General features: G+C 65.2%; 23 protein-coding genes and 1 pseudogene. 15 read left to right on the plus strand and 9 right to left on the minus strand.

The window, feature by feature from the left end; genetic code table 11:
• Positions 1-81: 81 nt before the first annotated feature.
• Positions 82-1335 (minus strand): mechanosensitive ion channel family protein, encoded by a 1254-nt coding sequence (locus AC1D0A_RS21100; RefSeq protein ID WP_243182195.1) that lies wholly within the window; start codon positions 1333-1335, stop codon positions 82-84.
• 240 nt (positions 1336-1575) lie between these two features.
• On the opposite strand from AC1D0A_RS21100, the gene AC1D0A_RS21105 reads away from it, so the two are divergent.
• The gene (locus AC1D0A_RS21105; RefSeq protein WP_476946750.1) at positions 1576-2322 is read left to right on the plus strand and encodes a hypothetical protein; all 747 of its coding nucleotides are present in this window, start codon (positions 1576-1578) and stop codon (positions 2320-2322) included.
• A gap of 15 nt (positions 2323-2337) precedes the next feature.
• Complete coding sequence (locus AC1D0A_RS21110; protein WP_476946751.1) at positions 2338-3246, plus strand: hypothetical protein; 909 nt, start codon at positions 2338-2340, stop codon at positions 3244-3246.
• A 20-nt stretch (positions 3247-3266) separates the two neighbouring features.
• Here AC1D0A_RS21110 and AC1D0A_RS21115 read toward each other — a convergent pair whose 3' ends face one another.
• The gene (locus AC1D0A_RS21115; protein ID WP_243182192.1) at positions 3267-3542 is read right to left on the minus strand and encodes a YegP family protein; all 276 of its coding nucleotides are present in this window, start codon (positions 3540-3542) and stop codon (positions 3267-3269) included.
• A 230-nt stretch (positions 3543-3772) separates the two neighbouring features.
• Here AC1D0A_RS21115 and AC1D0A_RS21120 point away from each other — a divergent pair, with 230 nt between their 5' ends.
• From AC1D0A_RS21120 to AC1D0A_RS21130, 3 genes are all read left to right on the plus strand, one after another.
• Entirely contained in the window at positions 3773-4090 is a 318-nt protein-coding gene (locus AC1D0A_RS21120) for an acylphosphatase (protein ID WP_043436330.1), read from the plus strand.
• An 86-nt stretch (positions 4091-4176) separates the two neighbouring features.
• Complete coding sequence (locus tag AC1D0A_RS21125; RefSeq protein WP_459384027.1) at positions 4177-4512, plus strand: cupin domain-containing protein; 336 nt, start codon at positions 4177-4179, stop codon at positions 4510-4512.
• Between the two features lie 69 nt (positions 4513-4581).
• A complete protein-coding gene (locus tag AC1D0A_RS21130; protein ID WP_476946752.1) occupies positions 4582-5967 on the plus strand; it encodes a diacylglycerol/lipid kinase family protein in 1386 nt (461 codons plus the stop codon).
• 37 nt (positions 5968-6004) lie between these two features.
• Here the strand turns inward: AC1D0A_RS21130 and AC1D0A_RS21135 are convergent, their stop codons facing one another.
• Positions 6005-7633, minus strand: a complete 1629-nt coding sequence (locus AC1D0A_RS21135) for a PucR family transcriptional regulator (RefSeq protein WP_476946753.1) — start codon at positions 7631-7633, stop codon at positions 6005-6007.
• A 134-nt stretch (positions 7634-7767) separates the two neighbouring features.
• Here AC1D0A_RS21135 and AC1D0A_RS21140 point away from each other — a divergent pair, with 134 nt between their 5' ends.
• The 8 genes from AC1D0A_RS21140 to AC1D0A_RS21175 all read left to right on the plus strand — a co-directional run bounded on the left by AC1D0A_RS21140 (position 7768) and on the right by AC1D0A_RS21175 (position 15156).
• Entirely contained in the window at positions 7768-9042 is a 1275-nt protein-coding gene (locus AC1D0A_RS21140; RefSeq protein ID WP_476946754.1) for an alpha-hydroxy acid oxidase, read from the plus strand.
• Between the two features lie 78 nt (positions 9043-9120).
• Positions 9121-10023, plus strand: coding sequence for an ABC transporter substrate-binding protein (locus AC1D0A_RS21145; protein WP_476946755.1), 903 nt, complete (start codon positions 9121-9123; stop codon positions 10021-10023).
• Between the two features lie 6 nt (positions 10024-10029).
• Entirely contained in the window at positions 10030-11049 is a 1020-nt protein-coding gene (locus tag AC1D0A_RS21150; protein ID WP_476946756.1) for an amino acid ABC transporter permease, read from the plus strand.
• Complete coding sequence (locus AC1D0A_RS21155) at positions 11046-11813, plus strand: amino acid ABC transporter ATP-binding protein (RefSeq protein WP_476946757.1); 768 nt, start codon at positions 11046-11048, stop codon at positions 11811-11813. The genes AC1D0A_RS21150 and AC1D0A_RS21155 overlap by 4 nt, the downstream gene beginning before the upstream one ends.
• Before the next feature lie 159 nt (positions 11814-11972).
• Positions 11973-12782: an alpha/beta fold hydrolase gene (locus AC1D0A_RS21160; RefSeq protein ID WP_476946758.1), complete on the plus strand. Its 810-nt coding sequence runs from the start codon at positions 11973-11975 to the stop codon at positions 12780-12782.
• A gap of 88 nt (positions 12783-12870) precedes the next feature.
• The gene (locus AC1D0A_RS21165) at positions 12871-14232 is read left to right on the plus strand and encodes an MFS transporter (RefSeq protein WP_476946759.1); all 1362 of its coding nucleotides are present in this window, start codon (positions 12871-12873) and stop codon (positions 14230-14232) included.
• Between the two features lie 91 nt (positions 14233-14323).
• Positions 14324-14737, plus strand: a complete 414-nt coding sequence (locus AC1D0A_RS21170) for an ester cyclase (RefSeq protein WP_476946760.1) — start codon at positions 14324-14326, stop codon at positions 14735-14737.
• A 146-nt stretch (positions 14738-14883) separates the two neighbouring features.
• Positions 14884-15156: a GNAT family N-acetyltransferase gene (locus AC1D0A_RS21175; protein ID WP_476946761.1), complete on the plus strand. Its 273-nt coding sequence runs from the start codon at positions 14884-14886 to the stop codon at positions 15154-15156.
• A gap of 133 nt (positions 15157-15289) precedes the next feature.
• Here the strand turns inward: AC1D0A_RS21175 and AC1D0A_RS21180 are convergent, their stop codons facing one another.
• The 3 genes and pseudogenes from AC1D0A_RS21180 to AC1D0A_RS21190 all read right to left on the minus strand — a co-directional run bounded on the left by AC1D0A_RS21180 (position 15290) and on the right by AC1D0A_RS21190 (position 18015).
• Entirely contained in the window at positions 15290-15640 is a 351-nt protein-coding gene (locus AC1D0A_RS21180; protein WP_476946762.1) for a DUF3846 domain-containing protein, read from the minus strand.
• A gap of 1152 nt (positions 15641-16792) precedes the next feature.
• Positions 16793-17206, minus strand: a pseudogene (locus AC1D0A_RS21185) (SRPBCC family protein); the annotation flags it as partial.
• Between the two features lie 467 nt (positions 17207-17673).
• Positions 17674-18015 carry a hypothetical protein gene (locus AC1D0A_RS21190; RefSeq protein ID WP_476946763.1) on the minus strand — a complete coding sequence of 114 codons (342 nt, stop codon included), beginning with the start codon at positions 18013-18015 and terminating at the stop codon, positions 17674-17676.
• Positions 18016-18128: 113 nt separating this feature from the next.
• Here AC1D0A_RS21190 and AC1D0A_RS21195 point away from each other — a divergent pair, with 113 nt between their 5' ends.
• A complete protein-coding gene (locus tag AC1D0A_RS21195) occupies positions 18129-18554 on the plus strand; it encodes an ester cyclase (protein WP_476946764.1) in 426 nt (141 codons plus the stop codon).
• Positions 18555-18830: 276 nt separating this feature from the next.
• Here the strand turns inward: AC1D0A_RS21195 and AC1D0A_RS21200 are convergent, their stop codons facing one another.
• Positions 18831-19910: a glycerophosphodiester phosphodiesterase family protein gene (locus AC1D0A_RS21200; protein ID WP_476946765.1), complete on the minus strand. Its 1080-nt coding sequence runs from the start codon at positions 19908-19910 to the stop codon at positions 18831-18833.
• 209 nt (positions 19911-20119) lie between these two features.
• On the minus strand, positions 20120-20599 hold the full coding sequence (locus AC1D0A_RS21205) for an SRPBCC family protein (RefSeq protein WP_476946766.1): 480 nt from the start codon (positions 20597-20599) through the stop codon (positions 20120-20122).
• Positions 20600-20903: 304 nt separating this feature from the next.
• On the opposite strand from AC1D0A_RS21205, the gene AC1D0A_RS21210 reads away from it, so the two are divergent.
• Positions 20904-21284: a VOC family protein gene (locus AC1D0A_RS21210; protein WP_476944207.1), complete on the plus strand. Its 381-nt coding sequence runs from the start codon at positions 20904-20906 to the stop codon at positions 21282-21284.
• A gap of 174 nt (positions 21285-21458) precedes the next feature.
• Here AC1D0A_RS21210 and AC1D0A_RS21215 read toward each other — a convergent pair whose 3' ends face one another.
• Complete coding sequence (locus tag AC1D0A_RS21215) at positions 21459-22352, minus strand: potassium channel family protein (RefSeq protein ID WP_476946767.1); 894 nt, start codon at positions 22350-22352, stop codon at positions 21459-21461.
• Positions 22353-22495: the final 143 nt, after the last annotated feature.

The following is a 22495-nucleotide window of genomic DNA, read 5'->3' on the forward strand; positions in this document are numbered from 1 at the left end:
TGACCAGTTGGCGGGGGCTGGGAAGACCTGCCCGGTCCGGCTGTGCTGTCGTGCTGTCCCGGCGCGGCCGCCCGTCCCCGGCTAGTTCTGCGAGGCGATGGCGTTGTCGCGGTCCTCGAAGACGTCCTCACCCGGTCCGGAGAAGGCCTTGGAGCGCTGGATCGCCTCGATGGATCCGGTGAACAGCTGGGAGTCGTGGGGATCTGGGTGCCGGTGGTGCTCGGCCGTAGCAGTAGCCTTGCCGGGGCGCTTGGGCCCCACGACGACGTCGGACGCGTGGCCGGAAGTGGACGCCGCCAGCGCCGACGGCAGCGATTCGAGGCGGACGTGGGGGAGCGCCGTCGGGTGGTCCTGCTGCAGGAACAGCACCAGTTCCTCGCGGATCAGGCAGCGGAGGTCGAACAGGGAGGCGCTGTCCGCGGCGCTGACCAGGATGCGCACGCGGACAAAGCCGGCGGTGGCGTCCGTGATCTGCAGGATCCCCACACGCTTGTCCCACAGCGGCGTATCGGCCAGGACCTTCTTCAGCTCGCCGCGCATTGCCTCGACGGGAGCGCGCCAGTCGAGGTCGAACTCGACGGTGCCCATGACCTCGGACTGCCGCCGGGTCCAGTTCTCGAAGGGGGTGGTGGTGAAGTATGTCGAAGGCAGGATCAGCCGGCGGTCGTCCCAGATGTGGACCACCACGTAGGTCAGGGTGATCTCCTCGATCCGGCCCCATTCCTTCTGGACCACCACCACGTCGTCCACCCGGATCGCGTCCGTGAAGGCGAGCTGGATGCCGGCGAAGACGTTGACCAGCGAGGTCTGCGCGGCGAGGCCCGCGACAATCGAGATCACGCCTGCGGAAGCCAGGAGCCCGGCGCCGAGCGCCTGGATCGCGGGGAACGTCAGCATCATGCTGCCCAGGGCCACCACGGCGATCAGTGCGACGCCGATCCGCCGGGCCAGGATCACCTGGGTGCGCAGCCGCCGGGCGCGGCGGTTGTCCGCGACATCCACCCGGTACCGGGTCAGCACCATTGCCTCGATGATGAGCAGCATGGCGATGGCCAGCCAGGCCAGTGAACCGATGAGCGCAATCAGCAGCAAATGGTCCAGGCCGTGGCGCCATTCGAGATCGCCGCCGCTGGTGGCGAGCGCGATCCGGACGGCGATCAGGCACAGGGACAAGCGCAACGGCAGCCGGGCCACGCGCGAGATCTCGCGCAGTTCGGGCTTGCTGCGGTTGAGCCGGAGCACAATCTTGCGCACCAGCCAGGACAGGACGAGCCCGGCAACCACGGCGAGGGCCATGGCCAGGAACGGCATTGCTTGGGTGAGGAACTCTTGCATTACTTAAGCTCTAGCAAGCTTCCACGGGCAACTGAAATCGCCGGGATGTCAACGTGGGTCTCCTCACGCCGCGGCAGGAGCCGGCGGGCACGGCAGGTCTTCGGCAGGTTCCGGCGCGGGCCAGCGCAGTCCACCGCAGTTCGACCGCGGGCCGGACGCAGTCCGGCCGCGGACCCGGACAGAGTTCGGCCCGCCACTCCGGGACTTTTGCCTCTTGATTTTGCTGACGGACGCTCCAGAATGGTCGAACCACTTGAATCCCAGGGGGAGGGTGACATGCGTCGACTCGCGGCGTTCGGCACGGCAGCGTCGGCCGGCTTCTTGGTTGCGGCGCTGCTCGGCTCCTGCGGTGCGCCCGCGGGCCCGGGTCCGACGTCGCCGTCGATGCCCACCGTGCCCCCGCTGACATCCGCGCCGGCCAGCAGCGGCGCCGCCGATACCCCGCCCACCGAGCCGCCGTCGGCGCCGGGCACTCCGGCGCCGACGTTCGATCACCCCGCTGAGTGGACCGTCAAGGACCGCGGCGCCGAGGCCGCGCCCGGCGGCGTGTTCCTGGAGGTCCTGAACGCTGGCGGCAAGTCGCTGGCCACCCTAAAGACCAACGTGGCCCCGGGTGCGGAATGCACGCAGCGGATCCCCTACCAGGTGCTCGATCTGGTGCAGGTTCCGGCCCTGGCCCAGCAGGGCGTCACGCCGCACTTCATCTTTGAGTTACGGCTGTATCCGGCCGAGAAGGACCCCACGAAAGCCAACGTCATGGCTTACGGCATCAGCTCAGCGCCCAAGCCGTCCGGCCCCGATGCCTGCCCGATCTTCCAGTTCTTCACCTGGCCGCCCAGCGGAGCGTCGTTCGGGGGCGTTTATAACCCCTTCGACACCACCCCGGGCAACGAGCCCTTTGTCGACACCCCGGAGGCCTACCTGGAGACCTCCGAATACCAGGACATCAGGAAGATGATCACCTCGCTGCGTCCGGCGGGGCAGTAGGGCCGGCCCGGGCTCATGGCGAGGCGGCTCACAGCGGCTGCGGTTCCGGCTCCGTTTGTTTCGGCGCTGGTGCTCGCGGCCCTGCTGCTGGCCGGCTGCGGGTCACCGGTGGCGCCGCCTGCGACATCCGGCGCTGCGGGTGAGGCAACGTCCGCAGGTCCGCCCGCCGGAGGCGCCCAGCCGGGAGGCACCCCGTCGGGAGACCCTTCGCAGGGGACACAGGGAACCACGCCGTCGGGGTCAGCCACGGACACAGCATCGGGAACAGCTCCGGGGAGCACCGCCGCGGCAACCCCGACGACGTCGGACCTCCCGCCGTCGTCGTCCGGCTGGAAGACGTTCACGACGTCGGACGGGACGCTGAGTTTCGACTACCCGGCCGCGTGGGAGATCCGGGACCCTGCGGGGGAGGCGCCGCTGGGCGGTGAGTTCGTGGACGTTGTGAACGCCGCCGGGAAACAGATGGCCGCGCTGCGCACGAACATCGTCACGGGCGCCGAATGCGGCGATCAACAGCCCTACCTGCTCATCGATTCTCAGCCGATGCAGGCGCTCGCGGAACCGGGTGCGGCGGACCAGAGCCCGCCGCGCTACGTCTTCGAGGCCCGGGGTGACTTCAGTGCAGCGGAGGCTTCGCCGCCCACCTACGCGTCGTATGGCATCACCATGATGCCGGAGGAGACCGGGCCTACGTCGTGTCCGATGTTCCAGCTCTTCCTCTGGCCGCCCAGCGGCGCGCTGTTCGGGCAGGCGTATGACCCCGGGAAAAACACGACGCCGGGGGACCCCGGGCTGCCGTACCTGGAGAAGGCGAAGCTCTATGCCAGCACGGCGGAGTACCAGGACGTCCGGAGGATGATCACGTCGCTGCGTCCGGCGGGCAACGGCGAGGCCACGGGCAGCGTGACGGAACCGGCGAAGTAGCTGGGTTAGACGACGCTGGGTTAGACAGCGGGCAGGTGCCGGTGGCGGTGACGGTGTTCGCGGACCGCAGGTGTCGGCGAGGCATTCCTGCCGCCGCGCTGCCCGGTCCACGGGTTGCTGCTGACCTCCCGGATCAGCCCGGTGCCGGCGCACTCGCGCACAGCCATGATGCCGTCCGCCGCCTGGCGCTTGTCGTCGAATGCTGTGGAAATCGCCAACACGGTCCCGTCGGCGGCGAGAAGCCGGAACCGTACATTGGATTCCGCGTCGGTGAAGATTTCGAACTGTCCAGCCATTGTCTTGTCCTTGTCTAGCGGTGGTGACCGCCGGTGGAGGGTAAGAGCACTTCTTTGTGCTGTTGCCGGGTCTTCGACAAATCGCTGCAGTGCCGGTAGCCACCATTTCGTGGACGGCGTCCCCGGGAAAGAGGCAAAGGTCCCTTGGTGTCTGGCGGATGAGACTGGGCCGGCATAACCCAACCCTGCGTGACGAAACCGGGCGCCCGGATGGGCGCTACATTGGGAACATGGCTGGCAAACATCCTGTGCAGTTTCCGGCGGATTCCGGCGAGCCCGTGCGGCTGAACGCGCGGGTGTCCGGTGTGGTCCAGGCGGTCGGCTTCCGCTACTGGACGGTCCGGAAGGCCGAGGAACTGGGGCTCAGCGGCACAGTCCGGAACAACACCGACGGCTCCGTGGGCATCGTGGCCGAGGGGCCGCAGTCCGTTGTGCTGGAGCTACGGCGCTGGCTGCGCTCGCCGGAGGCGCCCGGCCGGGTGGAGGACGTCGAAGAATCGGTCTCGGCCGCGACGGGGGAGTTCGGCGGATTCGACGTGGCCTACTAGGGCTGCAGCTTTCCGGTGCCGGTATCGTGGCCGGTCCGGGGCGAAGGACCCTCGGCAGGGGCCCGGTTTCTGAGTAGGGTGGCCCCATGCAGAAGATATCGCTCGATGCCCTTGCCCGGCAGCAGCTGGCTGCAGCGGTTGCGGCACCCAGCGGACGGGCCGCGGACACTGCGTTTGGCGGGCATGAGAAAGTCCTGCGGCAAACCGTCATGGCGTTCAGGGCGGGGACGCAGCTGAGCGAGCACCAGAACCCCGGCGAGGCGACCGTGTTTGTGCTCCGCGGCTGCGTGCGCCTGCGGGCCGGCAACGAATCGTGGCAGGGCAAGACCGGTGATCTGCTGATCGTGCCCGACGGGCTGCACAGCCTGGAGGCCGAGGAAGACTCGGCGATCCTCATGACCGTGGCGAAAATCAAGACCTGACGGCCCAGCCGCAGGCGGCGAGACCGGTCGAAGCCACTCCAGGGGCCGGATTACCGCAAGGAGCAGGACATGACTGTCATCCCTTTCGACGAGGTCCCACAGACCCGGCGGTGGTGGGCGAGGGCGGCCTACGCCGCGATTCTCTTGGCGGTGGCTGTCCCTTTGGTGTCTGCGGGATTGGCAGGCACCATCGCGTTGGTCATGATCGATGCCGGCGCCGTGTTAGTGACTGTGGCTGCGATCTACTGGTTCCTCATCAGCCGCGGTGTCCTGCGCTGGTGTGCGCTGGCGCTCGCGGTATTGGCCCCGCTGGTGCTGGTGGTCCTGCACATCCAGGCGGGTCTGCTATTGGAGATGGTGCTCTCGATTGCGCTGGCGTTCGTGGCCTTGGTCTGTGCCCGTGCCGCGCTCCGGGAAAGGGGTGAGGGCAAAGCCATGCCCGAGCACACCGCCCCTGCTTGGCAGCATGCTTTCCTGGTGATGAATCCGCGTTCCGGCGGGGGCAAGGTGGTGAAGTTCGACCTCCAGCGGAAGGCGGAAGAACTCGGCGCCGAGGTGGCGCTTCTTGAGGGACCGGGACCGGTGGACGTCGACGCGTTGGCCCGGCAGGCCGTGGAGCGCGGGGCCGATCTGCTCGGCGTCGCCGGTGGGGACGGAACCCAGGCGCTGGTGGCCGGCATTGCGGCGGAGCACAACCTTCCGTTCCTGGTGATCAGCGCCGGCACGCGCAACCATTTCGCCCTGGATCTCGGGCTGGACCGCGAGGACCCGACGGGCTGCCTGGATGCCCTCCGGGACGGGGTGGAGCTTCACGTCGACCTCGGCAAGATCAACGGCCGCACCTTCGTCAACAACGCATCCTTCGGGGTGTACGCCGAGGTGGTGCAGAGCCCTGCGTACCGGGACGACAAGGCCGGTACCGTGCTGGAGATGCTTCCGGACCTGATCAGGGGCGATAAGGGTGCGCGGCTGCGGGCGCAGGCGGACGCGGAGACAGTGGACGGCCCGCAAGCGGTGCTGGTGAGCAACGGTCCGTACGGCAGCAACGACCTCGCCGGCCTGGGCCGGCGAACCCGGCTGGACCGCGGCGTGCTCGGCGCGGTGGCGATTTCCGCCGCCAGCACGCGGGAAGCGGTCGGCCTGTTGCGCCGTGCCACGAAGCGCGGCCTGATCCAACGCGCGGCGGCGGAGGTGGTGGTCGACGCCGACGTGCCCGAGATCCCCGTCGGAGTGGACGGCGAGGCTCTGCTGATGAGCACGCCGGTACGGTGCACCGTCGAACCCCGCGCACTTCGGGTACTGGTTCCGCGGAACCGTCCAGGCGTCCCGCCAGCCCAACCGGCGCTGGATCTGGTCCGGCTCCGCGAGCTGGCGTGGGGCCGGCACGTGTCTGCACCGCCTGCGCCGTCGTCTGCCGCTCCCCCCGCGGCTCCGCCCGCCGGCGGGGGATCGTAGCCTCGGCAGATCTGGCCTGAACCGTGTACGACGGCGACTAGTTGTGCCGTGCCCACAACTGCAGCCACACGAGCAGGCGCGTTTCGGCGTCGTCGAGGTCTATGCCGAAGAGCGGCTCCACCCGGGACAGGCGGTACCGGACCGTGTTGACGTGCACGTCCAGCGACTTGGCGGCGTCGATGGCGTTTCCGCCGCAGCTGAGGTAGGCGTAGATGGTCTCCTCGAAGGACTTCTTGTGCTGTTCGTCGTACGCCGCGATACTGAGCGCGTGTGCCCCGGGCAGTTGGCCGGCGGTGGTCAGCGCCGACACGAATTGGCGCAGCAGCAGACGCGAGCCGAGGGAGTCGTCGTCGGCCACGATGTCATCCGAATCGGCGGCGATGCGCCCTTCCGCGACGTTGCGCACAAGTTCTGACAGGACCAGTTCCGCGTTGACCCTGGAATCCTCGAGCCGGTCGATCGTCGCCGCGGCGCCGAGCGCCGCCAGGACCGGGCGCGAGAGCAGCCGCCGCGCGTTCTGCACAATCTTCAGAATCGCGGTGCGCTGGAAGTGGCGTGAGGTTTCGGTGGTTTGCGGCAGGACGATGTACACGATGTTGTCCGAGAGCCCGCAGACGGCCGAGGGCAGCCGGATGGCGCAGGCAGTCCTGATGGTGTCGAAGAGCCGGAGGCGGGACTGCAGCGTTTCGGCGGCGATGGCTTCGGACGGCCAGATGCCCAGGGCCGCAACCCGGATCGACGGCGCCGAGATCCCGAGCCTGATGGCGGCCAGTTCGGCGCGTTTCGGATCGAACAGCAGCGGCTGGACCAGATCGATCTGGCGGGTCAGGTTCGAGACGTAAGTGGTCCGTTTGTGCAGGATGTGGAGCGCGGCCACGTTGGCGGCTTCGCGCAGGATCCGGTTGGCGTCCTCGTTGTGGTGGTCCGCCAGTTCAAGGAGCCAGAGCGAGCCCAGAACGGAGTCGCCGGCCCGGATCGCGATGGCGGTGCGCCGGAGCGAGGGATCCTGCGTGGCCACGTCCAGCGCATCGGTGGCGGCATGGACACGGCGGTAATCGTTGTCCGTTTCCACCGAATGCGGCACCTGCAGGCTCAGGATGGAGCTCCGGCGCGTCTCGTCAATGGGCTGGTCCGGGAGGGTGGAGTACGCCAGGATTGTCTGCTCGGGATCGGCGATCGCGATGGCACCGCCGGCCTGGGCCGCCACCGTGTTGGCGAGGTCGAACAGGTCTCCGGGCCGGATGTCCACCAGGGTCCGTCCCGATTGCCGGTGCGGGACCACTGCCGCGTCCATGATCTCCGCGAGCTGGTTCCAGGGCACCGAGTCGGAGGCACGGAAAAGCGCCATCCCGTTGTCCCGGGCGGCTGCCCGCAGGACTTCGTCCGAGGTGCCGTTGGATTTGTAGACGACCGCCACGTACCCGGCGTCGCTGAGTTCCCGCACTTTCGCGCCCAGACGCTTCCCGGAAAGGGACAAACCAATGGCCAGGGCAACGGCACCCGGGAACTTGGCGGGCCGCGCCGTCGAGTCGTAGAGAACCGAGCCGGCGACAATCTGCCGGTCATCTGACGGCATTTCCACGAGGCTGAGGATTTCCGAGCCCGCCGAGCGGGCGACGTCGGCCAGCGTAGGCAGCGCGTGCGTCTCCGCCTCCGGTGCCTTCACCGGGACACCCAAGAAGCTGTTTGGTATTCGCTACTAATGATTGGCCCCTCAATTTGTCGATAACTCCATGGTGATGCGGAGCTTCATTTCCTACGCTGAACCATAACGCAGCACAGTTCAACGGAAGGCCGTCATTGAAAATCAGCGAAGCCAGGCAACTCGTCCAGGTGAAAGCTCCCGTCTTGTCCCGCCAACGGCGTGTGCTGGCGGGCGCCTACAACGTCGAGGAATTCCGGAAATCGGCGCGCAAGGTCTTGCCGGCCGGGATTTTCGACTATCTCGACGGCGGATCCGAAGACGAAGTGACGCTGCGCCGCAACCGGGCCGTCTTCGATGCCTGGGCCCTGATGCCCAGCTGGGGCCCGGTGTCCGGACCCGAAACGACGACGACCCTACTCGGAAAAGAAAGCGCGCTGCCGCTGACCTTGACCCCCACCGGGGCGACCCGGCTGTTCCATCCCGAGGGCGAGCTGGCCGTCGCGGCCGCCGCGGACCGGGCCCGCATCCCCTATGGGCTGGCCGGGCTGAGCACCGTGCCCATGGAAACCATCGCAGAACAGCACCCGTCCCTAGACCGCTGGTTCAACTTTGGCCTCACCTCCGACGCCCAGGCGATGAAGAACAAACTGGCCCGCTGCAAGTCAGCCGGATTCAACACCCTGATTGTCGGGGTCGACACGCGGGCACTGGGTTCCAGGGAACGGGACCTCCACAACGGATTCACTGCCCCTCCCGCGCTCACGCTGTCAACCATCGCGGACATCGCCCGGCGCCCTTCCTGGTGGATCAACTTTTTGAAGTCGGACGGCATCAGCTTCCCGAACCTGGATCCGCAGAGCCCCGCCGCCTCCTCCGTGGTGACCCCGACCATGTGGCAGCACATCCTGGGCCACTCGGATGCCAGCAGCGGCTGGAAGGAACTTGAGGCCCTGCGGCAGGCCTGGCACGGCAAAATCGTGCTCAAGGGCTGCGTCAACCCGGCCGACGTCGCGAAGGCCTCCCGGATTGGCCTGGACGCCGTCCAGTTGAGTAATCATGGCGGCCGCCAGCTCGATCACATGCTGAGCCCCATGGACGTCCTGCAGGAATCGCGGCAACGGGTGGGTGATTCGATCGAGATCTACGTGGACTCGGGCATCCGCCGGGGGAGCGACGTCCTCAAGGCGCTGGCGCTGGGGGCCGATGCCTGTTCGATCGGCCGGGCCTACCTGTACGGACTGGTGGCGGCCGGCTCGCCGGGCGTTGGACGCATCATCGACATCTTCGGGGATGAACTGCGGCGTACGATGACGTTAGTGGGCGTCTCCAGTATTTCCGAGTTGAAGGCCCGGGGCGGGGAAATTCTTCGGGACATTCGTCATTCCGGAGAACTTCTTGAGACAAGAGCGTCGGAAAACACGAATTCATGAGTTTTGAATAAGCAGTCATGCAGTGCCCTCCCGCAGCGTTGCGGGAGCCTAGAGAATCCCTGAACAGCTAAGGAAGCCATGCGCACCCGATACCTTCTTCCCGTTCTCACCATAGCCACGGCGCTCTCGCTCTCGGGCTGTGTCAACAACAGCGAACCCGCCGCCACCGGCTCGGCATCCGGTACCGCTGACGCCATCGACGTGCAAAAGAATGACTCCATTGCCGCCTCGCTCCCGGAAAAAATGAAGAGCTCCGGCGTGCTCAACGTCGGCATGGCCAACAACTACCCGCCCAACGAGTTCAAGGACGATAACGGCGAGCCGGCAGGCTGGTCCGTGGACCTCACCAATGCCCTGGGCAAGGTTATGGGGTTGAAGGTCAACTTCGACATCGGCACCTTCGATAACATTCTGCCGGCAGTGAAGGCAGGGAAGGATGACATGGGAATGTCGTCGTTCTCCGACACGCTGGAACGCGAAAAGCAGGTGGATTTCGTGAACTACTACTCGGCCGGCATCCAGTGGGCGGCGCCCAAGGGCAAGAATGTGGACCCGAACAACGCGTGCGGGCTCAAGGTCGCCGTCCAGGCCACCACGTATGAAGACACGCATGAGGTCCCGGCCAAGTCGAAGGCCTGCACGGATGCAGGCAAGCCGGCGATCACCATTTTCAAGTACGACGCGCAGGACCAGGCGACCAACGCCCTCGTGGTGGGACAGGTCGATGCGATGAGTGCCGATTCGCCCGTGACTCTGTACGCGATCTCCAAGACCAAGGACAAGCTGCAGACCGCCGGCGACGCCTTTGAGGTGGCGCCGTACGGGATGCCCGTGGCCAAGGGCAGCGAATTTACCCCGGTCCTGCAGAAGGCGTTGCAGGCTCTGATCGACGACGGCACGTACAACAAGATCCTGTCCAAGTGGGGCGTCGAATCCGGTGGCGTCAAGACAGCAACTCTCAACGTGGCAGCCAAAGGGTGATAGCAAATGAGCGAGCCGGAATCCGACAGGATGATTGAGTCGGAACCTGACAGGAAGCATCGGGACCGGAGCGGAGCGGACGCGGACAACTCGCCGGCGGAGGCGATCGTGGCGATTCCGCTGCGGCACCCGTGGCGGATCGTGATTGCCGTGGTTCTTTTGCTCGGGTTGGCGGTCTTTGTCCTGGACGCGGCCCAGCGCGCGGACTATGGCTGGCCGGATGTAGGCAAGTACATTTTTGACCGCCGGATCAGCCAGGCCGCGTGGGTAACGTTGTGGCTGACCATCTACTCGATGATTGGCGCGATCGTCATCGGCCTGCTGCTGGCCATCATGCGGCTCTCACCAAATCCGGTGCTCAAGAGCATTGCCTGGCTGTACATCTGGATCTTCCGCGGAACCCCTGTCTACGTGCAGTTGGTGTTCTGGGGCATCGTGGCCCTGATCTACCCGGTGTTCACGCTGGGGATTCCGTTCACGACGCCGTGGGTCACCGTCCCGAACGAGATCTTCACGAACCTGTTCATTACCGCCGTGATCGGGCTGGCCCTGAACGAGGCCGCCTACATGTCTGAAATCGTGCGTGCCGGCCTGCTGTCCGTGGACGAGGGCCAGGCGGAGGCTTCCACGGCCCTGGCCATGTCCTGGGGCCAGACCATGCGGTATGTCGTGGTTCCGCAGGCCATGAAAATCATCATTCCGCCTACCGGCAACGAAGTGATTTCAATGCTCAAGACCACCTCCCTGGTGGCCGCGATCCCCTTGAGCATTGACCTCTACGGGGTGTCCCGGGGCATTTCAGCCGTGACGTTCACGCCCGTCCCATTGCTGATTGTGGCTTCGCTCTGGTACCTGCTCTTCACCTCCGTCCTGATGGTCGGGCAGCACTTCATCGAAAAGCGGTTTTCCCGCGGAACCGGACGGATCAAGACAGGCAAGGCGCCCAACGAGCCCGAACCGGCGCCGACGGCCGGACCCGGTGCCCCGGGTGCACCGCTCGGGACAGATTTTGGAGGTAAGGGATGACCGGCGTGCCAATGGTTCTTGCGGAGAAGGTTTCCAAGAATTTCGGATCCAACAGGGTCCTGCGTGGGATCAGCCTGGAGGTCGACCCCGGGGAGGTTCTCTGCATCGTGGGGCCCAGCGGTTCGGGCAAGTCGACGTTCCTGCGCTGTATCAACCACTTGGAGGTGGTTGACGGCGGCCGGCTTTCGGTCGACGGACAGCTGGTCGGCTACCGCCAAAAAGGCGAGAAGCTCTACGAACTCAAGCTCAAGGAAGCTGCTTTCCAGCGGCAGGAAATCGGAATGGTGTTCCAGCGGTTCAACCTGTTCCCGCACCTGACCGCGGTGGAGAACATCATTCTTGCTCCCATGCGGGTGAAGAAGATTTCCAAGACCGCTGCCACGGCACGGGCCATGGAACTGCTGGAGCGCGTGGGGCTGGGGGACAAGGGCGATGCCTATCCGGCGCACCTCTCTGGCGGCCAGCAGCAGCGGGTGGCCATTGCCCGTGCCTTGGCCATGGACCCCAAACTGATGCTCTTCGACGAACCGACCAGTGCTTTGGACCCGGAGTTGGTGGGCGAGGTGCTCGATGTCATGAAGGGACTGGCCAAGAGCGGCATGACCATGATTGTGGTGACCCACGAGATGGGGTTCGCCCGCGAGGTGGCGGACACCCTGGTCTTCATGGACGACGGCGTGGTGGTGGAGGCCGGGGCTCCCCGCCAGATCCTGAGCGACCCGCAACACGACCGGACCAAGGCGTTCCTCTCAAAGGTGCTGTGACATTCAAGGTTGACGGCGCGGCGGTGGGCCCTGGCCTCTCCGGGGAACGGCCGCCGCGCCATAGATCTCGTCTGCGGCGCGGGCAAGGAAACACCTTATCCGGCAGGACTTCCGCCCGACCTCATCGACCGAAGAGGTCTCCGAGAGGAGCAGTACGTTATGGGTGATGCCTTCAACGCCGTGGATGGCGTCCGAATTTCCTTTCAGGAGCAGGGCGCCGGCCCCACGATCGTTCTGGTGCACGGTTCAGGGCTGTCCCGTCCCGTTTGGCGGGGACTGGGCTACACGAAGGCCTTGCAGGAGCGCTTTCACGTGGTGACTCTGGATCTGCGGGGACACGGCCGCAGTGACAAGCCGCATCACGAAGACGCCTACAGCATGGACCTGCTCGTCGGGGATGTGGCGGCAGTCCTGGACGCCGCCGGCGCGCAGGCAGCCCACTACGTGGGGTATTCCGCCGGCTCGAGAATCGGATTCTCACTGCTGGCCAGCAGTCCCGAGCGCATCAAGACATTTACGGCTGCGGGCGGCACGTACCGCTCCCCGGCCGGGCAAATCGAATCGATCTTCTTCCCCGGATATGACCAGGCCCTGGAGCGTGGTGGCATGCCGGAATTTCTGCGCCAATGGAGCATCGCCACGGGCCGCGACATCGATCCGCAGACGACCACCGCGCTTCTGGCCAACGACCCCGCGGCCCTGCGCGCCTACTTCCGGCGGAGTGAGGACGACCCCGGAATCCCGGAGCCGGTCCTTCGGACCCTAGACACCCCCACCTTGCTGCTCGCCGGCACGGAAGACCCGCTTCGGTATGCGGACTCGGAACGGGCGGCCCAGCTCATGCCCAGGGCACAGTTCCAGGCCCTGCCCGGCCGCAACCACGGCCAGACCCTGGTTCCCGCCGGCCCAGTCCTCAGCATGGTCACTTCATTCATCACCTCGGCTGCCAGCGCGGCGAACAACGGCTAGGCAGGGAGGGTTGACGCCAGAGCGACGACGACGGCGGCATGCGTCGTCCGGTTCGATTTCGGCCGGCGTCGTAGGACAGACTGTTGCCGTGAGCAACTCTCCCCGTGCAGGCCTGGCCGTCGCCGGCCTCAGCCTCGGCACGTCGCTGAACCCGTTGAATTCGTCGATGATCGCCGTCGCCCTGGTGGTGCTGCGCGAGGACTTCGGGCTCGACGTCGCCACGGTCACCTGGGTGATCACGGCGTTCTACCTCACCTCCGCGGCCGGCCAGCCGCTGATGGGCCGGCTCGCGGACCGCTTCGGCCCGCGGCGGCTGTTCCTGCTTGGCATGGCCCTGGTGGCAGTGACCTGCGCGCTCGCGCCTTTTGCGCCGAACTTCGCGCTGCTCTGCGTGGCGCGCGCCTTCATGGCCCTCGGCACCGCGACGGCGTACCCGAGCGCCGTCGTCATGGTCGCCGCGCTGGCGCGGGAGGCGAACGTGAAGTCCACCCGGCCGCTGGGCCGGATCCAGATGGCGAACACGTCGGCGGCCGCCGTCGGGCCCGTGGTGGGCGGCCTGCTGGTGAGCCTGGTGGGCTGGCAGGCGCTGTTCCTGATCAACGTCCCGCTCTCGCTGCTGGCGATCCTCGTGGTCCGGCGCTTTGCCCCGGCCGACGGTGCCCGGGAACGCGGCCGGGTGTCGGAACTGGTGCGCGACTCGGACCTGCCCGGGATTGGGGCCTTCATCGGTGCCCTGGTGCTGGTGATGATGGCGATGCTGAATGTGCTGCCCGACTACCGGTGGTGGCTGCTGGGCGGCGGGCTGGTCCTCGCGGCGCTGTTCGCGTGGCGGGAGCTCCGGTTCAGCCCGCCCTTCCTTGACCTGCGGCTGCTCGGCCGCAACCGGCCGCTGCTGCTGGTCTACCTGGGTTTTGCGCTGTTCAACGGCGTCTACTACTTTGCGTTCTTCGGGCTGCCGCAGCTGCTGCAGACCGCGGGAGGCTACAATCCCGGCGTCGTGGGACTGCTGATGCTGCCGCTCGCGGCGATCTCGGTGGTCGGGACGCCGTTCGCGGTCCGCGCGATCGACCGGTTCGGCGTGCGGCGGGTGCTGATCGCCGGCGTCGTGCTGCTCCTCGGCGCTTCTGCGGCGATGTGGCTGCTGGCGGCCTCCCTCGCCGTCCCGCTGGTGCTCGCGCTGACCGCCCTGCTGGGTGTGCCGTACTGCGTGGTCGCCATTTCCTCAAGCCAGGGCATGTACGTGTCCACCCGGCCGGAAGAGCGAGGGGTGGCCGCGGGGATCTTCCAGACCTGCCGCTACCTCGGCGCCATCACGGCCACCGTGCTGATCGGCATCTTCTACGGCAGCGGCGTGACGCAGGCGAACTGGGGGCTGATGGTGTTCGTGATGCTGGGGCTCGGCGCGGTGGTGCTTGTGGTGTCGCTGCGGTGGCGGGAGCGGCGGGCCTGAGGTCCGGCGCTGCAGGAGCGTGAGCCGTTGATGTGCCATGGCCGGAGTGGAAGACTTGGGCTGCGGTCTCATCCACTTTAAGGAGTTGGAAATGGCTGACGGGACTGGATTGATCAAGCGGTTCTACACAGAGGTGATTGGGGACGGAAATCTCGCCCTCATTGATGAACTGGTCAGTGATGACTTCGTCGATCACGACCCCCTACCCGGACAATCGCCCGCCAAGGACGGCGTCGGGTACTTCGTCAACACGATGCGGGCGGCATTCCCGGATCTTAGGGCCAAGACCACCGAACCGGCGCTGGTAGATGGAAATCTCGAGGCGCAATACGTGGTCCTGACTGGAACGCATCAGGGAGAACTGATGGGCGTCGCGCCCACCGGTCGGAGCGTCGAATTCAGCGGCGTCGACATCATCCGCGTCGACGGCGGCAAAGTCGTCGAGCACTGGGGGGCCACGGACACTATGACCCTCATGCAGCAGATCGGAGCCGTATCGAAGTAACGCGCAGCAATTTTTCGCAGCTAGGGGAAATTCCCCGGCTACGGTTTCTGGGCCGCGATCGAGAAGTCAACTAATGACTTCCTCGGCTGGTTCCACACCGGCCCGCCCCCGGGGATCCACTCGATGAGCCGGAACTCGGCTCTCGCTTGCGTTGCGAGGCCTGGGGAAAGGGGTACGCGACTGAGGGTTCCCGTGCCCTGGTCTCCAAGGGTTTTACCGAGTTCGAAGGGCGGCGGGTCGTCGCTCCGAGCATGGCAGTCAACACAGCCTCGCGACGGGAGATGGAGAAATCCGGGATGCGTCTAGTACGTACGTTCGTCGCTGCGTGGCCAGTGTCCATTCCTGGCGATGAACACGGCGATGTCGAGTACGCGATCTCCCGAACTGAATGGGAGCTAGGCCGGACTGAATCGCCATAACGGAGACTCTGTAGACCTGCGTACCAGCGACGGGCGTTAGGACGCGCCTGGGCAATTCCTTTGCTTGCCCGTGGCGCGGCGGCGTCCTGACCCTTCAGTAGACCGCCGGTCTCACTGCGCGGTGCGCCTGCAGCTACGCGGCCAGTGCCGCTCCGAAGAGGCGTTCGGCCAAACGAAGCAGATGTACGGGTGCATCTGCATCCCAGCCGTTGGTCCCTTTGCCGAGGAAGACGGCGGTCCCCCCGACTGCCGCCTCAAGCGGGACACCCGCTTCCCGGATCAGCACTTCGGCTCGCAGGTTGAGAGGTAACGGAATAGCCTCCGCCTCGTCATTCAGATAAACGAGCCAATCCATGTAACTGATTGCTTTAATATTTCCCTCCACCAGGACCTGTCGAGAGACCAAATCATGGTCGATGTCGTCGATGCGAATAGGGCTACTAAGGCGATGGGGAATAACCAAGGCGGCGCAGGTCGGTCCCATGATTGATCCTTTCCTCAGGGATAAATCCGGACTAGCAATGTGAAATCACTTCATTAAATTACAGCTGAGATGGCATTGGGCCGTGATGAGCCTCTAGTAATTGTCACGCAATGTAAATCCTGAGGCGCGGTCGGGACTGACCCCTTTCCTTGGTGTTCGCGAGTCGCGTTCGCCGGCCACCACCCCGGCAGGTCAGCCGTTAGAGCGAAACGGCCGGCCTGCATGGGCGCTTTCGGAGGCGGACCTCTCCGCCCTCGCATTCCAGCATTACCGGCAACGGCGTCCAGCACTTGGTGACACCATAGCCTTCGCTGGAACGTTTTAACGGTGATTCTTGCGCTGCTTCTGGAAGAGTGACTCGCGACTGTCAGCCTTGGCTCTTTTGTCGGCCCTCTTCTCAAGAAGCGACTTCCCGGGCTTTTTTCCAGTGGTTTTCTTGATGCTTTTTCCTGCCATGGAGTATCGGCCTTTCTTAACTCTGACTACACATCACCATACCCACTTTAAATTTAAATTCCAGTCGGTCTGTTTGCACGCGGTCGTGGATTTCCCTGGAGATGGACTTTTGTTGTCATTGCCGCTCTCTGGCTCTCCGCGGCCGCGCTACCACCGGTGCTGTTGATTGAAGATTCCTTCCTCCGGTACGACGTGGGGCAGTGCTGCCTTCTGACAACAGGTCATGCCCTCCGGCCCTCAGGAGTTCGGGGGCATCGTCGTGCGGTGGGTCAACCAGGTATACACCTGCGTGATCGGGGCAGAGTCGAGCGAGGCGGGGAGCAGGAAGGCCTTGGGCAGGTTCTGCCCGGCCGGGTCGAAGTAAGCATCCGGATTGGTCCCGGGTTCCCTGGGAATCGGTGGCGAAGTGCTGTGCCATGTTCCCGGCCGTGGCTTGAGTTACCGATTCGATCAGCAAACGCAGAGGCGGAAAGAACGTTCACGGCCGACCCGCAGGGTCACTGGCAGTCAGATTCCACCTGGTCGAAGGCGGCGAGCCCGTCGCGCAGGTTGCCCGCGATCTCAGAATGTCCAGGGCAACATTTCATAGACGATCGCGAGCACTCACGAACTAATCGCGTCGCATCCTCCTTAGAGCGACACCAGTCGATCACAGAACGCCGCCAAAGAGGGATCAAATCCAGATCGGGGGCTTCTTCAGATGCGACTATCTAGTACCGCCTGCACCTTCTCGAACGACTCGGTCCATCCGTTGCGGTAAAAGTCCAGCCGTTCCTCCGTCAGGACCGGTCCCTGCGAGAGCATCAGGCGCGTGCCGGTGCCGGTACTCCCGAGAGAGCCAGTACTCCCGAGTGAGAGGTCGACGACGGTCTCCCGGTCGTCCGGCGTCGGTTCCTCCCAGCGGGGGGGGGTGTACACCATGCGCCAAGGGGGATCGATCTTCAGGAACTCGCCTGAGAGGTGGAACGGTTCGCCGTCGGGTGGCGTCATGCGGAAGTGATAGCGGCCGCCTTCGGCGAGGTTCAGTTCGGCTGCCGGGATAGTGAAGCCCTGCGGGCCCCACCATTTCACCAGTTCGGTTGAGTCCGTCAGCATCCTGAAGACTTCTTCCGGGGGAGCAGCGAGGGTGCATTACAGGTTTAGGACCAGCTCGCCTGTTGGCTCGTCGCCCGTTGCCTTAGTCATCGTTCAACTCTGGCATCCTGCGGACGCTCAGGGAAGTGGATGGGGCTGGGAGCCGCCTGCCACGTCGCGAGCGTCGGCAGCTTGCCTTCCGTCATGGCCCGGCTGGACAGCGCTTCGCAGCTCCTCTTCGAAATAGCGACCCTTTAGTCCGATGCCAACACCCCTATTTCCGCAGGCCCATTCGGTCCGTAATGGCCCCATAGACTTCGGGGGCCTCTCGCGCCGGTGATGGGTGGCGCGGCGTTGAAGAGTCCCGGCCGGCTGCCCCGGCTCGGCGCAGGGCGGTCACGGGCTCCGGATAAGGATTCCGGGGACTGAAACCGGGGGAGCATCGCCATCGCTGCGGTCATCTACGCACTGGAGGGGAATCATCATGTTCAAGGATTCAAACATCATCGCTGTCCTCCCCGCGAAGGAATCTCAATGATGTTGTCAACGGTTTTGACGTTGCCCTCTGGTGCCCCGGCCGGTTCCTGGCCGGGGCGCCAGAGGGGATCCAGGTCGACCAGCCAGGATAGGGTTTCCGGTTCTCCCAGTTCGGTGATCCCGGTGATCTCGGCTTTGGGATTCGGTGCCTTCGGCGACCAGTTCAGCATCGATTTTCCGGTCGAAGGCGACCATGCACGCGTGCGACGGCACGCACCAGGCGGAGGCCACTGCGCCGCACATAGCGTGCGACTACTGCCCTCCATCGAAGAAAACCCCTCGATGAGATCTATGTTGAAGCGGGCCACCTTCACTACCACAGCCAGGCCAGTGGGTTTAGACTGGCCACCCATGGGACTCTTGAACCGCTCGTGCTGGTCGGTCCGGGTAGGGGCCTCCGTGTACAAACGGAAGGACGACTGTGGAGTCTGAGGACAACAAAGCGCTCGTGCGGCGCTTCTACGCAGAGATCGACGCCGGGAACATCGATGCGATGGACGATCTGGTCGCTGAGGACTATCTTGACCACAACCCGCCATTTCCCGGACTTCCGGCCGGACGGGAAGGCCTGAAACAGGCCTTCCGCATATTCTGGAAGGCGACGCCAGGGCGGCACGAGATCGAAGACCAGATCGCCGAAGCGGACAAGGTGGTGACGAGGTTAACGGCCTACGGTCGACACGAGGGTGAGCTCCCCGGACCGCTGCCTCCCACAGGTGCCGACCTGCGGGAGACCGGAGTGGCCATCCACCGAGTCGAAAATGGAAAGATCGCCGAGCATTGGTCAGACCGGGACGACCTCGGGCTGATGCGGCAGCTCGGCGTGATCCAGTTACCCGGGGACTGACCCGGCATCCACGTACTGTTCATGGCTGCCGGCACCGCCCGCGTCCTGTCATCGGCCAGCGCGATGATCGTAGCTCATACGGAAGGCGGCCTGGTTCCTGGACAGCGAGGGCAACATCATCAACATCTCGCAGCGCGCGTAGGCCGGAGCCTGGCACCGATCAACGGCGCAAAGCATCGCCGGGGGCAACGAAGCCGAAGGGACCGGCCCCCGTTTTCAAAGCGGGGGCCGGCTTTCGCGTGGTTAGCAGAACGCGGGCGCCTGCAAATCGGTGAATCAGACCTTGGCCGGGTACGCCTTGGGCAGCTTCAGGCCGCGCTCGTCCAGAACGGTGCGCAGGCGGGTGGGGTAATCGGTAATGATGCCGTCCACGCCGAGGTCCATCAGCCGCGTCATGTCCGCCGTGGTGTTGACGGTCCAAGGGATGACGGGCAGGCCGAGCTCGTGGGCTTCCTTGATCATGGTCGGGGTGACGGAGCTGAAGGTGGGGGAGATGACGTCGTAGCCCTGGGCTGCCGCGGCTTTGGGGAGCGAGCCGCCGTAGGTGTCGATGTCGATGCCGCCGAGGTTGGGGCTGGCGCCGGGCTTGCCGACCTCGAGCCAGGCGTCGCCGCTGGACAGGGCGACGAGCGGCAGTTGCGGGGCGATCTTCTTGGTCAGGTTCAGCGAGGACCAGTCGAACGACTGCACGGTGCTGCGCCCGGCCATCCCGGCGGTGTAGATCTCCGTGACCACGGCCTTGGTCAGGGCCACCATGCCCTCGCCGCCGGACTTCCCGTCCTCCACCTTGGTTTCGATGTTGAAGCGGACCTTCTTGGCGCCGGCGTCGCGCGCGAGCTGGAAGACGTCCTTGAGCTCGGCGATCCGGTTGCCCTTCACCACGTCCTGCTCCGGGAACCCCTTGAGCTGCGTGAACCCACAGTCCAGGGTCTTGATCTGCGCAAGCGACAGTTCGGCCACCCGGTCACCGACATAGGGGTACTGGGCGTCGCCGGGAGTCGCCGGCGCGGTGTCGCGGCACTTGTCCGCCTGGATGGTGTCGTCATGCCAGACGATCACGTTGCCGTCGGTGGTCAGGTGGGTGTCCAGCTCCAGCGTGGACACGCCGAGCTTCAGCGAGTTGGCGAACGCGGCCAGCGATTCCTCGGTCCACTCGCCGCGGCCGCCGCGGTGCGCCTGCAGGTCGAAGGAGCCGTTGCTCTCCTTGGTCTTGATTGCCGTTGTTGCCTCTGCGGCCTTTGTTGTGGCGGCGTTCGACGACGGTGAGCCGGCTTCGGGGTTTGAAGCGGCGACGGCGGGGCTGGCCAGCGAGGCGATGAGCGCGGCAGCGGCCACGGCTGTCAGGGGTGTGCGCATGGTGATGGTTCCTCCCGGGTGACGTTACCGGCGTCGTGCCGGCGACCCGACCACCGTAGGGAGGTGAGATGGACTGTTGTGTGCGGGGAGCTGGACCGGGAGTGAACACGAGGAAACCGGGCAGGGTGACGGGTCTGGAGACGCGAAAAACCGTTCGTGTTCCGGACGGATCATGACCCTGCAGGAACTCCGCAGCGGGTCAGGATTCCTTAGGTGCCGCCCAGGACCGCCTGCAATTTCTCGAACGACTCGGTCCATCCGTTGCGGTGCAGTCCGAGGCGTTCGTCCGTCAGGAACGGTCCCTGCGAAAGCACCAGGCGCGTGCCTGTGCCGGTACTCCCGAGTGAGAGGTCGACGACGGTCTCCCGGTCGTCCGGCGTCGGTTCCTCCCAGCGGAAGGTGTACACCAGTCGCCAAGGGGGATCGATCTCCAGGAACTCGCCTGAGAGGTGGAACGGTTCGCCGTCCGGTGGGGTCATCCTGAATCGGTAGCGGCCGCCTTCGGCGAGGTTGAGTTCGGCTGAAGGGATGATGAAGCCGTGCGGACCCCACCACTTCATCAGTTCGGCCGATTCCGTCAGCATTCTGAAGATCTCTTCCGGGGGAGCGGCGAGCGTGCACTCCAGGTTCAGGACCAGGCCGCCAGTTTGCTCGTTCCCAGTTGCCTCATTAACGGACTCCGCATTCATCCTTCAACTCTGGCATTGTGCGGCCACCGGCGGAAGTGCGCTTTGTAGCTCCCTGTTCGAAGAGCGTCCCTTCAGCCCAATGCCAGTCACCCCTGTTTCCGCAAGACCGAATCGGTCCATAATGGCCACATAACTTCGGGGACCCCTCACGCTGGTGATGGGTGGCGCGGCGTTGAAGAGTCCCAGGTGGCTGCCCCCGGCTCGGCGCAGGGGCGGTCACGGGCTCCGGACAGGTATTCCGGGGACTGAAACCGGGGGGAGCATCGCCAGCGCTGCGGTCATCAACGCACTGAAGGGAATCATCATGCTCAAGGATTCAAACATCATCGCTGTCCTCCCCGCGAGGGACATTAACAGGGCGAAGGAGTACTACCGGGACAAGCTGGGAATCGAACCCTCCGAATCCATGGAAGAGGGCAGCGTCATGTACAACTGCGGCCAGGGAACCCGCTTCCTCGTTTACCAGACAGAGAATGCCGGGACCGCGAAGAACACCCAGATAGGCTGGGAAACGGACAATCTCGAACGCGAGATGGAAGAACTGCGGGGCCGCGGCGTCGTCTTTGAAGACTACGATTTTCCCGGCCTGAAGACGGAGAACGGCGTCGCCACCGCATCCTGGGGGAAGGCAGCCTGGTTCCTGGACAGCGAGGGGAACATCTTCAACATCTCCCAGCGCGCGTAGGCCGGAGACTGGCCCCGGTCAACGACGCAAAGCATCGTTGCCGCCGGCCACTAAGCCGGAGAGAACCGGCTCCCGCCACCAAAGCGGGAGCCGGTTTCAGCGTGCCTACCGCCGCTGGACAGGTTGAAGAGCGCTGTCAGAACGGCAGGGTACGCAGTAGCGGCTACCCGCACGCTAGTTCGTGTGCGGTTCCCCCGGCCGCCGGTGCCGGTGGTGCAGCTCGTAGCTGTCGAACACATCGGAAGAGGTGGCTCCGGAATGGCCGAATTTGCCTCGGAGGACCTCCGCCAGTCCGTCCAGCGCCGCGTGGAGCATCCGGCCGGCGAACTGCAGTTCAGGGTTCTCGCTGCGCTGGGCCTGGGATGCCAGCTCCTGGGCGTAGGCCACCGTGGCGGGGAGGGAGCCGCGCTGCTCAATTTCACGGAAGTAGTAGGTTTCGTGGAACGCAAGCAGGTCTATGCTCACCGTAGCCACGTTTCCGGCAATTGCCTCCAAAAGGCCGGCAGCGTGACTGGGATCCATAGCCGATACACCTGCCGGACCTGCAGCCTCCCTGAACAGGTTCAGCTGGTGGGCAAGGGCCCGGCGTCGGTTCAGGGCAGGGAAAGTCTGCAGGATCCAAGTCACCGTTGCAGTCAGCAAGCCGAAACCGGTGACGGCCTCGAGTGCAACCACCAGCCGGAGCAGTGGTTGCGTTGCCACGATATCGCCAAACCCCACGGTGGAAAGAGTGACCAGGGAGATGTAGAGGGCTTCGGCAAAGTCGGCCCGCAGGGGAACCCCGGCTCCGTAAACAAAACCGTCCGTCAGATGAGGCAGGTATAGCAGAGCCCAGCCGATGGCCGCCAAGCCTGCCCAGGCACCAATGACAGCGGCCATCGCCAAGGGTGCCGCGATGAAGGAGCCCCGGCCCCGCAGTTTTCTCGATACAAGCCAGAATCCCCGCATGATCGCCCGGCCCAGGGGACCGGAGCCGTGCGGATATAGCAGCGTACGAAAGACGTCAACGAGCATCAGCAGAACCAGCCCGGCTCCCACAACCGTCCAGAGCGTGTCCTCGAAGTCCATGCCTCATCTTAGAGGCGGCACTCTTTGGGGAGCAGCCAGACGGTCCGGGCAACGGGCCCGCAGGATTGCTCCTGACGGCGGGTTTACCGAGTTGCTCGAAGACCTCCTCGAAGCAGATGGCGAGCACTTTGGGTGCCTAGCGT

Source organism: Arthrobacter sp. P1_D4 (assembly GCF_056406115.1).

What these genes read in the sequence shown, in the direction of transcription:
- AC1D0A_RS21100 (WP_243182195.1), bottom strand. Translation starts at nt 1,335, where the DNA reads ATGCAAGAGTTCCTCACCCAAGCAATGCCGTTCCTGGCCATGGCCCTC.
- AC1D0A_RS21105 (WP_476946750.1), top strand. Translation starts at nt 1,576, where the DNA reads ATGGTCGAACCACTTGAATCCCAGGGGGAGGGTGACATGCGTCGACTC.
- AC1D0A_RS21110 (WP_476946751.1), top strand. Translation starts at nt 2,338, where the DNA reads ATGGCGAGGCGGCTCACAGCGGCTGCGGTTCCGGCTCCGTTTGTTTCG.
- AC1D0A_RS21115 (WP_243182192.1), bottom strand. Translation starts at nt 3,542, where the DNA reads ATGGCTGGACAGTTCGAAATCTTCACCGACGCGGAATCCAATGTACGG.
- AC1D0A_RS21120 (WP_043436330.1), top strand. Translation starts at nt 3,773, where the DNA reads ATGGCTGGCAAACATCCTGTGCAGTTTCCGGCGGATTCCGGCGAGCCC.
- AC1D0A_RS21125 (WP_459384027.1), top strand. Translation starts at nt 4,177, where the DNA reads ATGCAGAAGATATCGCTCGATGCCCTTGCCCGGCAGCAGCTGGCTGCA.
- AC1D0A_RS21130 (WP_476946752.1), top strand. Translation starts at nt 4,582, where the DNA reads ATGACTGTCATCCCTTTCGACGAGGTCCCACAGACCCGGCGGTGGTGG.
- AC1D0A_RS21145 (WP_476946755.1), top strand. Translation starts at nt 9,121, where the DNA reads ATGCGCACCCGATACCTTCTTCCCGTTCTCACCATAGCCACGGCGCTC.
- AC1D0A_RS21150 (WP_476946756.1), top strand. Translation starts at nt 10,030, where the DNA reads ATGAGCGAGCCGGAATCCGACAGGATGATTGAGTCGGAACCTGACAGG.
- AC1D0A_RS21155 (WP_476946757.1), top strand. Translation starts at nt 11,046, where the DNA reads ATGACCGGCGTGCCAATGGTTCTTGCGGAGAAGGTTTCCAAGAATTTC.
- AC1D0A_RS21160 (WP_476946758.1), top strand. Translation starts at nt 11,973, where the DNA reads ATGGGTGATGCCTTCAACGCCGTGGATGGCGTCCGAATTTCCTTTCAG.
- AC1D0A_RS21170 (WP_476946760.1), top strand. Translation starts at nt 14,324, where the DNA reads ATGGCTGACGGGACTGGATTGATCAAGCGGTTCTACACAGAGGTGATT.
- AC1D0A_RS21180 (WP_476946762.1), bottom strand. Translation starts at nt 15,640, where the DNA reads ATGGGACCGACCTGCGCCGCCTTGGTTATTCCCCATCGCCTTAGTAGC.
- AC1D0A_RS21200 (WP_476946765.1), bottom strand. Translation starts at nt 19,910, where the DNA reads ATGCGCACACCCCTGACAGCCGTGGCCGCTGCCGCGCTCATCGCCTCG.
- AC1D0A_RS21205 (WP_476946766.1), bottom strand. Translation starts at nt 20,599, where the DNA reads ATGAATGCGGAGTCCGTTAATGAGGCAACTGGGAACGAGCAAACTGGC.
- AC1D0A_RS21210 (WP_476944207.1), top strand. Translation starts at nt 20,904, where the DNA reads ATGCTCAAGGATTCAAACATCATCGCTGTCCTCCCCGCGAGGGACATT.
- AC1D0A_RS21215 (WP_476946767.1), bottom strand. Translation starts at nt 22,352, where the DNA reads ATGGACTTCGAGGACACGCTCTGGACGGTTGTGGGAGCCGGGCTGGTT.